General features: G+C 38.6%; 9 protein-coding genes and 1 CRISPR repeat array. Of the genes, 3 read left to right on the forward strand and 6 right to left on the reverse strand.

The features are described from left to right. Window positions 1–82 precede the first annotated feature (82 nt). The 3 genes from AC5YCE_RS14970 (at window position 83) to tnpC (ending at window position 2,522) form a co-directional block, all read left to right on the forward strand. Entirely contained in the window at window positions 83–511 is a 429-nt protein-coding gene (locus AC5YCE_RS14970; RefSeq protein ID WP_496125720.1) for a transposase, read from the forward strand. Next, entirely contained in the window at window positions 508–843 is a 336-nt protein-coding gene (gene tnpB / locus AC5YCE_RS14975) for an IS66 family insertion sequence element accessory protein TnpB (protein ID WP_496125721.1), read from the forward strand. Before AC5YCE_RS14970 ends, tnpB begins: the two co-directional genes overlap by 4 nt. A 74-nt stretch (window positions 844–917) precedes the next feature. Beyond that, window positions 918–2,522, forward strand: a complete 1,605-nt coding sequence (gene tnpC / locus AC5YCE_RS14980; protein ID WP_496171426.1) for an IS66 family transposase — start codon at window positions 918–920, stop codon at window positions 2,520–2,522. A gap of 58 nt (window positions 2,523–2,580) precedes the next feature. Next, window positions 2,581–3,148: direct repeats of the CRISPR family, unit length 28 nt; unit sequence TTTCTAAGCTGCCTACATGGCAGTGAAC. Window positions 3,149–3,279: 131 nt separating this feature from the next. Here tnpC and cas6f read toward each other — a convergent pair. Genes cas6f through cas1f form a run of 6 tightly spaced genes read right to left on the reverse strand, consistent with a single transcriptional unit; the run spans window position 3,280 to window position 11,544 of the window. After that, a complete protein-coding gene (gene cas6f / locus AC5YCE_RS14985; RefSeq protein ID WP_496172566.1) occupies window positions 3,280–3,894 on the reverse strand; it encodes a type I-F CRISPR-associated endoribonuclease Cas6/Csy4 in 615 nt (204 codons plus the stop codon). Window positions 3,895–3,896: 2 nt separating this feature from the next. Next, entirely contained in the window at window positions 3,897–4,907 is a 1,011-nt protein-coding gene (gene csy3, locus AC5YCE_RS14990; protein WP_496172567.1) for a type I-F CRISPR-associated protein Csy3, read from the reverse strand. Between the two features lie 28 nt (window positions 4,908–4,935). Next, on the reverse strand, window positions 4,936–5,877 hold the full coding sequence (gene csy2 / locus AC5YCE_RS14995; protein WP_496172568.1) for a type I-F CRISPR-associated protein Csy2: 942 nt from the start codon (window positions 5,875–5,877) through the stop codon (window positions 4,936–4,938). Then, the gene (locus AC5YCE_RS15000) at window positions 5,877–7,190 is read right to left on the reverse strand and encodes a type I-F CRISPR-associated protein Csy1 (RefSeq protein WP_496172569.1); all 1,314 of its coding nucleotides are present in this window, start codon (window positions 7,188–7,190) and stop codon (window positions 5,877–5,879) included. The genes csy2 and AC5YCE_RS15000 overlap by 1 nt, the downstream gene beginning before the upstream one ends. Window positions 7,191–7,201: 11 nt before the next feature. Next, window positions 7,202–10,579 carry a type I-F CRISPR-associated helicase Cas3f gene (gene cas3f, locus AC5YCE_RS15005; protein WP_496172570.1) on the reverse strand — a complete coding sequence of 1,126 codons (3,378 nt, stop codon included), beginning with the start codon at window positions 10,577–10,579 and terminating at the stop codon, window positions 7,202–7,204. Then, window positions 10,576–11,544, reverse strand: a complete 969-nt coding sequence (cas1f, locus tag AC5YCE_RS15010) for a type I-F CRISPR-associated endonuclease Cas1f (RefSeq protein ID WP_496172571.1) — start codon at window positions 11,542–11,544, stop codon at window positions 10,576–10,578. The genes cas3f and cas1f overlap by 4 nt, the downstream gene beginning before the upstream one ends. Between the last annotated feature and the right edge of the window lie 256 nt (window positions 11,545–11,800).

Genomic DNA, 11,800 nt, shown 5'->3' on the forward strand with positions numbered 1-11,800 from the left:
GTAAGCGTCCGCTGAACCCCACTTTTCTTATTTGCTCAATATCCCGATAGTGTCCATTATTTATTAAATGGACATTATGTTTATGGCCTTAGACACTTTTATAGACACTGAACAAACGACAGAAAGAACCCGCAGAATCTTCGCAGCTGAGTTTAAACAGTACCTGGTCGAGCTTTGCCAGCAGCCAGATACGTCAGTAGCTAAGGTTGCAATGCAACATCAGATCAATGCCAATCTGCTGCATAAATGGATTCGCCAGTCCAGATCAATGCCCCCTGCATTAAAAAGCCCATCCAGTCCACAGACCGACTTTCTTCCCATCATTCTTCACCCGACTCCAGTCAGACAAGAAGCACCTCCGCCACCTGTGCCAGAGAAGAATGCTGTCGCTCATATCAGGATTCCATTGCATAAGGAACAAGGTTCCGCACGGGATCAGATGATCGAGATCGACTGGCCGGTGGAATCGGCAAAGGAATTACTGCCTTTAATTCAGGGCTTGATCAAATGATCCGTATCGATGAAATCTGGCTTGCTACCCAGCCGATGGATATGCGTGCAGGTATGGATACTGCCATGGCTCAGGTGCTGAGAGCATTTGGCTATATCAAACCACACTGCGCCTACCTGTTCTGTAATAAACGTGGCCATCGCATGAAAGTACTGGTGCATGATGGACTGGGCATCTGGCTGTGTGCCCGGCGGTTGGAACAGGGCAAATTTCACTGGGCTCAGGTTCACCAGGGTGAAACCGTGGCGATCAGCCCGGAACAGTTACAGGCGTTAATTCAGGGTCTGCCCTGGCAGAGAATCGGCTTACAGCAGGTGGTGAATATGCTCTAAACCAAGCTCATCCATTCTGCTATTCTCCAAACGTTTTATTTACACATATTCATGATCTCAGCCATACTGCGGTCATGAATACGCTGCCTGATTTAAGCCAACTGACCCATGAACAACTGCTGGAATTTACCCGGCAGTTGGCGCTGCAGCATCAACAACTCGCAGAAGATAAACAACAATTAGATGCCAAAGTTCAACATCTTGAAGTCACGAATCAACATCTTTCCATTCTTAATCAAAAATACGAGCATGAGCTTGCGCTATTTAAACAGCATAAATTCGGCAGTAAAAACGAACATCTAAGCGCAAAACAAATCCATCTATGGGACGAAGCGGTCGAAGAAGATATTGCTGCGGTTGATCTGGAACTGGAACGGCTGAATGCAGATAAAACCAATGCAGCTGCGCAGAAAGCCCCAGTCAACAAACCTAAACGTCGACCACTGCCAGATCACCTGCCAACCCTCCGTATTGAGCATGAACCTGCATCAACCCAATGTGCTTGTGGCTGCACCTTGCGTCGTATTGGCGAAGATATCAGTGAAAAACTGAATTTCAGACCGGCACAGTTCTATAAGGAACAGCATGTGCGTGGCAAATGGGTGTGTGATCAATGTGACACACTGACCCAACAAGCAATGCCGGCCTATGTGATTGAGAAAGGAATCGCTGCACCTGAACTGCTTAGCCATGTACTGGTGTCTAAATATGCCGATCATTTACCACTGTACCGTCAACGTCAAATCTTTCTACGCGCAGGTGTTGATCTGTCCAGATCAACCTTATCTGACTGGATAGGTCGCTGTGGTGTAGAGTTAGAAGGCCTAACCGATGCATTAAGGAAGGTGATCCTACAGCAAGCGGTGATTCATGCAGATGAAACACCTGTCACCATCATGCGGATGGATGATAAAGATAAAAAACCGAAGAAAGGTTATGTCTGGGCTTATGCAACAACTCAATATAATCCAATTCAAGCCGTGATTTATGACTTTCAGGATAGCCGTTCAGGTCAGCATGCTGAAGAGTTCCTGAAAGGCTGGCAGGGTCATCTGGTCTGTGATGATTACAGTGGCTACAAAGCACGCTTTAGATCAGGTCAGGTCATTGAGGTGGGCTGCATGGCGCATGCACGTCGTAAATTCCATGAGTTGCATGTGACTGGAAAAAGTCAGATTGCAGAACAGGCTTTGTTCTTGATTCAGAAGCTCTATGCGATAGAGGCTGAAATAAGAAAAAATACCGACGGTACAGCAGAACAACGCTATAAGTACCGGCAACAGTATAGTCAAGCTGTTATGCAGCAACTGTATGAATGGCTGACACAACATCAACTTGCAGTACCCTTAAGCTCTGCAACTGCTAAAGCCATCAATTACAGCCTAAAACGTTGGGAAGCCTTAAGCCGTTATCTGGATGATGGCAATCTACCTATTTGCAATAATTGGGCAGAGAATCAAATGCGGCCTTGGGCTTTGGGGCGTAAGAACTGGTTATTTGCAGGTTCGCTGCGCAGTGGTCAGCGAGCGGCAAATATCATGACTTTAATCCAGTCAGCAAAACTGAATGGGCTGGATCCGTATGCCTATTTAAGTGATGTGCTGAAAAGGTTGCCGACACATAAAGTGACTCAAATAGAAGAATTACTGCCACACCGCTGGAAACCTGAACCCCGTTAAAACATAGCAATGGGGTTCAGCGGATGTTTACGAAATTAATCAAATTTTGTAAGGACAATTTCTAAGCTGCCTACATGGCAGTGAACATTTCTTTCTCACTAAGTAATGTTTATAGTCATTTCTAAGCTGCCTACATGGCAGTGAACACGAGGATGAGTGGTTGAATCCTGGTAAGTATTTTCTAAGCTGCCTACATGGCAGTGAACCACTAACGAATGGTTATACAGAAGCTATGAACTTTCTAAGCTGCCTACATGGCAGTGAACCTTCAACACTGCATCTATTGCAGTAAACACTATTTCTAAGCTGCCTACATGGCAGTGAACGGTACGTTGAGTCAATATGTTGAGAGATTAAATTTCTAAGCTGCCTACATGGCAGTGAACCTTTCAAGCCACAGTTGCATTCGTGATATTCATTTCTAAGCTGCCTACATGGCAGTGAACATTACATGCCTACCCTTTTGGAGCTTTCTCCTTTTCTAAGCTGCCTACATGGCAGTGAACGCAGTGGTTGGAATCGTCGTGTAGATCGCACATTTCTAAGCTGCCTACATGGCAGTGAACAAAGTGAAAATGTGCTGTATCGCCTTGCCCTTTTTCTAAGCTGCCTACATGGCAGTGAACAGTAATTTTATAGCAAAAAATAAAGCTATAACAGTAGTTTAACCCTTAAGTCTCCTAAAAGACCCAAGTTTTAGACTACTATCATAACCCATTGATTTTATTAAGCTGTTAAAGAGTCAAAAAATATTGGGTTAAAACTCGGGTACAGATGACACCGAACTTAGCCCATATGTACTAAAAACATGAGTTTCAGTTTTTTCAGCGAATTGCTTTTCAATAAATAATTTAAAGCGTTTTTTATCTTGCTCTTTTGAAGTACTTAAACTTCCCATTTCAATATAAGGTAAATTCGTCGTGGTGACGACATTACTATATCGAGCAAGTGCTTCATCAAAACCAATATCTCCACGTTTCACACGATGACGTGCCAAACGCTGTGCATTGGTCTTTACTTGCTTACGCTTATAAATTACGTAGCCTTTAACTTCTGTTGGTACGTCACGAATAGATGTTATATGCACATAATCTTCTAAACGCTCTAGCCATTTCCTGAGATCTAATTTTTTCAAATCTGATTCAGATTGCGCAAATAAACGTAATTTTTTCCCTAAATTGATTTTGGATTTTTGGTTTTCCGATTTTTCTTCAAAAATATATTGAGGAAAAGACACACCAAGATTTACTTTTTCATTGGCATCTTTGATTTCAGCAAATGCTAAATGCAATTGAGTATAAAGTTTAGACCAAATGAAATAAGGGGAAATTTCGGCCTGACCAATCAAGGTAATTTCCTGATAAAACTTCATAATCAATCCTTAGAACTTTGACCAAATACGCCACCACGTACAAGTACGGCCATGACATAATGTTCCTGTTCTGCATTTTCCAGATTTTCGCCCAAAGCATATTTATCAAATAAGCTAAAGAAATCTTGTTTAGCTTTTGGAGTACGATATGCTTTACCTAAATTAGTCACTGCACCATAAGGTTCAATGGCAATAGCAGTTCTTTTCTCATCAAATTCTGGATACCAAGTATCAATTGTACGCAGTGCATTACCCACTTTTTGAGAATGCATTGCAGCGACATCATTGACTTGATAAAGAATCTTACTTTTATCGCCTTTGCCTTTATCCAAGACCAATTCTTCACTTGGATATACTTCCTGAGCTTTACCTACCAATGCATAAGCCTCAATTTTGATCAGTAAATAAGGGATTTCTCCTTTAAGGGCTTGAGCAATTTGATTGGCCAAGTTTTGTACCTTAGCATCTGCGTTATCAAAATCATGTAATTTATAATCAAAAGCATTAAACGTGACAGCCTCTTCTTCATTCACCGTCACTACAACTTCAACTTTTTCTGCACCAACACGGTTACGCCATAAAAAACGTGCATTCGCAATATTGAGTGCATAACGTTTTGCAAGCTCAGTAAAACCATGAGTTTGAATATAGTTTTTCGCTACTTCTTTATATGAATTTAGAAATGCTTCATTGTTACATGCTGATGGTTGTTCAATACCTCCTAAAACTTTTAACGTGAATGCCACTTTTAACGTATCTTGATGCTCTGCTAATGCACATGCATCAACAATTTGAAGATTAGCATTTTCTACTTTTGCATCTAATTTTAATGGATCAGCATCAGCAGCTTTTAAACGATTTGAGATTGTGCCACGCACTGACTTTTCAATGAGCTTTAAAGCCGATTGTTCTGTACGATTTTCCCATGTTGTTCCATAAAAATAACCATCTGATGGAACGAGTTTTTTTTCAAATGCAAGAACGCTTGCAACAGCTTTTTCATTTTTAGCCATGAGTATTTTTCCTTTTATAAAGTCTAAATTAATGTGTATTTTGGTTTTGACACAGATATAAGTTATTTTCTAAATCAACATGGTATTGCCATAACAACTGATCAATACTTTCAATCCGATATGGCATCACAAACTCACCCAATGTAAGCACACTTTCTCCAAAACGATGTGGTGTATTGGCATCACGTTGGTTTTTTGCTTGTCCAAGTTCTGAAATTCCCTGAAAACCCACTGCAATAGGAATAAGCCAGCCTTGTGCTTTACGTTTTGATGTCCAAGCCACTTTTCCATCTTCATCTTGGATTGAACTATGTGTGACTTTGAGATAATCCAAGAGACTATCTAAAGCATCTTTACCCTCTTGCATGCTTTGCATGACTAAATCACGACGCTCGATAATTACATGACCAAGCATTAACTTATTTAAAATCGGAGGTAATTGCTGTGTTTGATCTTCATCATCGTCAAAGTTTAAGATTGTGCATGCTTTCACCGACAGCACATCACCACTCGCAAATTTCATACTTGCTACGATACCGTTAATAAGGTCTAAAAGTTGATCTCTCTGTCTTTTAGATGAGCTTTCAATTTCAACTAATAAAGATACTTCTAGATGACAACGTGCTTCCTCGTTAAAAGCATCTGATGTTAGAGGAGCATCATATTTGGATTTATAAACGTCTTTAGGATATTTTTTTCCATAGTCAGCATCAAAAATTGACGCTTTTCTATAAACTTTTAAAGATTTAACGAAATCCTTTTTTCCCTTATAGGTTTGCAAGTTAAAATCATGGCAACTCACGGCTACTTTATTTAAGCTGAGATTACAACCCTGTTGCTTGAGTTTACGCTCTAGAGCATGCACCGCTCCAAGCCATGCTGTCATGGCAGGAAAACCAATCGTATATGGGCTGCTCATTGCATTGGCATTATGAATTTTCAAATGTGGAATCAGTAAAAAATGGCGCATTAAAAAAACTCCTTGGCTTTTTGCAATGATTCTTCAACGCGCTGTTTTACATCATTGATTTCAGCGGTTCCCAACATTTCGGATTCACTAATGACTTTTTCATAACTACGCAAAATCCAACGAGCGATGTCTTCACTTAATTCATGACGCCATTCACTATCATTTTCACGTCGTTCTGCGTACATTGAATCAAGCCAAATACGCTGCAATTTAGGTAAACCTGAATAGTAGTCTTGTTGTGACCACCCCTCAGGATAAGATTCTCGGATTCTTAGCCCCTGTAATATGACTTGATCAATCACAAATTGAAGGATGTTTCGAATTGCAGTTCGTATATCAATATTGTTTAAATCTAACTGCATAAATTTATGCAATTGCACAAAACTATCTTGATAATTTTTTCGATATAAACACTGCACAAAAAAATCTGTTCTTGGCAATCGTGTTGCGCGTTTTTCTAAAATAGGCGGACAGCTTGAAAGTAAGTAAGCAATGCCCTTATTCTTGACATTTAACAAACTATAATTGCCCATTTTGATGAAATCACCATTACTGAAACCAATTTCAGTAATTTCAAGAACTTCACTAAACCCACCTTCTAAAAATTTATTCTCTTTTTTGAAACTTCTAGCATGTTGTCCATCAACCCAAATATTCATATCATCAATACGATTTTTTACTTCATACATCAACATTGATGCTGTTTTAACAGACAATAAGTGATATTCATTATCCCCTATTGGGAAATACACTTGTCTAGTTGAGCTATGCGTTTCAGGTGTAGATTTTTCACCATAATAAACTTTTAAACACTTTGCTTTTATGTATTCAAAATCAGCTTTATTTTTTTCAAAAAATTGAATTAATGATTCATTATTTTCTTCAAATTTATGAATTAGTTTTTGATCATTACTCACATCTTGGTCAAGTAAATCATACAACTCATAAACCATAGTATTCGTCGCTGAGTTACCTGATACATCTACTTTATTTTTTAAATGAACATTGCCAGTTTTGATATAGCCATCATTTACATAATGACCTAAAAAAATTTGACTCGTATCTGTGTCAATTTTGGCATTGGTAAATTTTGCAGGATGTGTTGTCACATTCGGCTTAACTTTTCGAATAATATTATCTAACCATACATCTAAATTATATTTAGCATCAGCTTCTACCTGATTTTCTAAACGTACTTTCAATCGAGCTTCTTCATCGAATTCATTTTTTTTACCACGTAGCTTAGAATTAATTTTTGCCTGTAAAAAATCTTCCTTTCGTGCTTCTAAGTAACTAACGATAATCTCTTGCATATATCCCCCTTTTATTTTGAATGTTGAACCACTAAGCCAAATTGGTCTGAGTACATCAGTGTTTTATTCTCAACATATTGTGGCAACATAATTTCCCCATAACGTTTTGATAGTTTTTCTATTTCATCTTCAATATGCTGATTTTCTGAAACTTTCTCAACAGCAATACGACACAATATGTCGCCATAGTTTCGATTAAGCCATAAACGTTCCTGTTCTAAATCAGTCAGTTCAGGATATAGAATTTTGTAAAAACCATTTCGATCAACATATCGCCCAAAATCATCTTTCTCAGAAAATACAAACTTATGATCTTTCCATACTGCAAAAAGCTGAATATTCGGGGAGCTTTGCCTAAAAGGAGTAAAGCGCTGTGGTAATGCTGTTAAAAACCAATACTGTGTCAACCAAGCATTTAAAGGCTTTGCTCCAACCTGCATATAATTGGTGAGACTATGCGCTAATACAGCATGCTCTAAATCAGCCAATTTTTCGGTGGCTTTTGAAGGTGTGCTGGCTTGAATACGTGGTATAGCATTAATTTCAGCATCTTCTGGTAAATCAATTAAGTCGGATAAATTTTTAGTCTTTAATTTAAACTTATCATTATTGATTTCAAAACCAGGTTTTTCAAAAGCTATTTTCGCACCATGAAGCCCTTTTAAATTGTATTGCAACAAACCAATATTCGGCTGTGCTATATCTTTTTCTAATCTGCGATGGCGTAAAACCCGCCCTGCCAATTGAATAATCGAACGATAAGAAGATGGCTCAACAATTGCCCAATCAAAATCGTGATCACGCCCTACTTCTTCCACAGGCGTTGCCACGAGAATAAAAATCACATGTTCGCTATCAGTACTATCCAAATGCTCACGAATAACTTCATTTGAAAATGCAATAGGCTGTTCATGTTGTTTTTCTTTACGCTTGAGTACAGCATCTAAATGGCGCTCTTGCTCACTACGTATCAATAAAATCTGCCGACTGTGATACGCCATCGCACGTGGAGCAATTTTTTCTGACCATTCAGCATTGAGTAAAAATTGTGTGAGTGCAACACAAGGTGGAATATTGGCAACGCGTACCACCCCAAAAGACACTTTTTTTCCTGTTTTGGCATCAACTGTATAATGGTGATGATGCAATTTTTCTATATGCTGACGAATACGATCAAAATACTGCTGTTGAAGACTTGCATCCAGTTGCTTCTGTTCTTTTTGTGCCACCAAATCATGACATTCAATGATATAAGCTTTATGTTTTATTACTTGCTCTGCTAAAGATTTGGCTCGAATTTCAACAAATGCATCATGCCCATGTTTATACTGCTGAATAATGTTATTTGATGTTAAATCAATGCATTGTGTTTGTGACTTAAACTCATCTACCCATATGCCGACTGCTTGTACTTGTTTTAACTTTTTAAAAGCACAATATAATTGCCATCCTTGCTGATATACATTGAAAAAACCTTCTGCCAACGCTGGTGGAATAGTTGCCGATGAGATCATCACTTTACGACCCAACATCGCAGTAAGATGAATTAAACGAGCAATCGCAATTAAATCCTGTCCATTAAAATCATCTACTTCGTCAATCACTAAATCTGAAGAAGATAGACGTAAGCTTGGTAAAATATATTTCCCACCACGTTTGGTTTCTGTTGCCGACATGATGTGATCAATCGTACAGGCTAAAACCGGCTTATATAAAAAGGCCTTATTACGTTCTGCCTGAGCTTGTGGAAATAAAACATTCATAAAATCAGCTTGAGGCATTTCTGCATAATCAAGTTCATTCTCTAAAAGCTGTTCTAAAGATTCCGAACCGATTTCATCCAATAGATTTTCATCTTGATCATTCTGTTTTTTATGCTGTTGCTGATGTAATTCTTGTACAGCTTTAGAACCAATCAAGACGGCAAGTTCATCATTAGTCAAACCAATATCTTTACGATATGAATCTCCTGTTTGTAACGTTAAAGTCCGTAGACCTAATGCCAACACATAACGCAGAGATTGCCCATCTTTAGATAGAGCTTGCATAATTTTGGCATTAGCAATGGTTTTACCTTTGCCTGTACTCGCCATATTGACAATAAACCATCCCTGCTCGATGTCATCGTCCTGCTTTTGTCGAAATTGTTTGATCTCTTTAACGGCATTATCTTGCCATTCAAAGCCTTGTGGACTTTTCTTTTTCAGCTTTTGAATATCATACGCAGGCTCCATTTCATCAGCCAAACGACTTAAAGACTGTGCAACACGCATGGCATTTTTACTGACATGTACCAAATGCTCATCTAAATATTGCTTCGGTTGTTTGGTTTTATGATCTGTATTGGCAATCAAACTCAGTGATGTTTTCCACGTTGGATCTGCATTACATGATGAATAATAATGATCGCCCAACATCAAACATAAACGTGCATGATGTAAAACCACACGCCAACTGCCATCTGCTAATACTTGTGCAATATTTTCTTTCTCTTGTGATAAACGTGCAGACCACTTTTGAATCTCTTTTGTCCATGTTTGAGATTGGCTTAATAAACCTTGTGGAAATTCAAAACACTGTTTTAGGCGTTGCTGATATTCTTTTTCATCAAATTTATTTTGATAGCCCCAATCTGCCTGAATAAAATAAAATAAATCTTCTAATGTTTCAGCAGGTTCGTCTGTGAATGACTTTAATTCAGCATCATCTTTTAAATTCGGTAAACGATGATGGGACACAATCAACCATGCTACTAACTGCGCTAAAGGGGGCAAATCATCTAAAGCTTTGCTTTGATCTAAATTTTTTGCAACCGTCGTTTTAAGCGTCTCTTCATTCCATGCTTTATTGATGAGCAAACCCAGCCATGCCTCATCAGTTTTTGGATTGTCTGAAGAATGAACTAAAGCATTGAGCAATAAACAGGATATCCACTCATGCCGTAATGGATCTCCCTTTACACTCTGTTTATTCTTTGGTTGCAGTTTCTCTTGAAATAAAACTGTGGCTTTTCCCCAATCATGTAATAGGGCTGAAATAGCCACTAATGTTTTTATTAGAGGTAAATAATGCCAATCATTTTCCCATTTGTTTTGATCTAACTTTTTCTGTGTTGTATTAACTGGTACAACACCCTCGCTATTAAACTTATTCCGATTCCCCACAATCCACATCAACTCACTGCGTCTTCTACCCCGTACCCAATGACAACTGACTGCGGTACTTTTGGTCACAGTTTTACGCAGTAATTTTTTAACAGCGATTAAACCATCCTCTGTAATCACGGTTTGCCATGTGTTATCGCCAATTCGATCTGCAAAGGCATCCAAAACACGGCGGGTGCGTGGAATCGCTTTTTTCTCACATTGGCTGATAAAGGTCACAATCATGATAACTCTCCATCGGCATCATGATTCTTACAAGCTTTTGCCTTTACTTGATCGAACATAAAGTCCAGACATTTATGCTCCGTAAATTTTTGCAAAATCTGCTGTCGAAACTCTTGTTCAGTCATTTTTTCTTTGGCACAAATAAAAGCGTAAGGCAGTACCACAGCATCTTTAATTAAATCTGCGATATCAAAGACCAAGGCTCCACGGCGAGTTTTACCATGCATCACTGCAAAACCATGTGGAATACCGAGCACCCAAAGTGTAGTTGCTGCTAAACCGTAGGCCAAATAATTCCCATGATTTAAAAAGTCATTGGCTAAATCACCTTGTTCAGGATTACGGCTAAAATCTTTTAAACCTGTACGTGTGGCTGCAATCTTATACAGCTGTTTTGTCGTTGCCGCTTCAGCAAGTAACAGATCACCTACTTTGCTTTGCTGTGGAATTTTCAAGCTATAACTATTCAGTGCCTGTTGAATATCAAGATCATCAACATGAAAACCATATTCTTTTAAATCTCGGTCTTTAGACCAAATTTTTTGAATAAACTCAATGCGTGCTAACTGAAATTGTTTTGCCACTTCTAGGCGTTTAGCATCATCAAACCAAAATTGCATCCAACCCTGCATATATTCAGTTGGGCGATATTCACTTTGTGGGGTCATCCATTCAATTTCACAGCCCATAAATAAAGGCGTTCCACCGCCACCGGTAAAACCGACCAATACACCCGCACTCGCAAGCATTCGCATGGCTGCTTGGGTAATTGATGTGCCGGTGCCGAGCATAATGACTGTGGTATTAGCGATTGGGATATTCCAATACTGATTTTCATTTTTGGCTTCAGTCAAATATAGAACACGACCATCTTTTTGCATAACACGGCAATGTTCTAAATAATAAAGATTGGCACGTTTCGAATGTAATATTGCTTTTAAATCTGAAGAATTAAGTTGTTCCATTATTGGAACCCTGTATGAATTTTATCCATTATATAAAAATCAATACGTTATTATATAAGACTAAATTCTATTCATATCTCTTTACATAACTAAAAAGTACTCCATCATGTTTCTATAGCTAAAAATCCAATATGAGCTACAATAGAAAAAACACTAAGATTTAGGATCATGCCAAAAACATATTCTGTCGATTTACGCGAAAAAGTCATGCAGTTTTATAAAGAATCACAGCATAAATCCAAAACGTGTGAACTGT

This window comes from Acinetobacter sp. CY79, from assembly GCF_059515845.1.

Bases quoted from the DNA above. Each gene is read 5' to 3' on its own strand.
- tnpC (WP_496171426.1), top strand. From the start codon at position 918: ATGAATACGCTGCCTGATTTAAGCCAACTGACCCATGAACAACTGCTG.
- cas3f (WP_496172570.1), bottom strand. From the start codon at position 10,579: ATGATTGTGACCTTTATCAGCCAATGTGAGAAAAAAGCGATTCCACGC.
- AC5YCE_RS15000 (WP_496172569.1), bottom strand. From the start codon at position 7,190: ATGCAAGAGATTATCGTTAGTTACTTAGAAGCACGAAAGGAAGATTTT.
- cas1f (WP_496172571.1), bottom strand. From the start codon at position 11,544: ATGGAACAACTTAATTCTTCAGATTTAAAAGCAATATTACATTCGAAA.
- csy2 (WP_496172568.1), bottom strand. From the start codon at position 5,877: ATGCGCCATTTTTTACTGATTCCACATTTGAAAATTCATAATGCCAAT.
- cas6f (WP_496172566.1), bottom strand. From the start codon at position 3,894: ATGAAGTTTTATCAGGAAATTACCTTGATTGGTCAGGCCGAAATTTCC.
- csy3 (WP_496172567.1), bottom strand. From the start codon at position 4,907: ATGGCTAAAAATGAAAAAGCTGTTGCAAGCGTTCTTGCATTTGAAAAA.
- tnpB (WP_496125721.1), top strand. From the start codon at position 508: ATGATCCGTATCGATGAAATCTGGCTTGCTACCCAGCCGATGGATATG.
- AC5YCE_RS14970 (WP_496125720.1), top strand. From the start codon at position 83: ATGGCCTTAGACACTTTTATAGACACTGAACAAACGACAGAAAGAACC.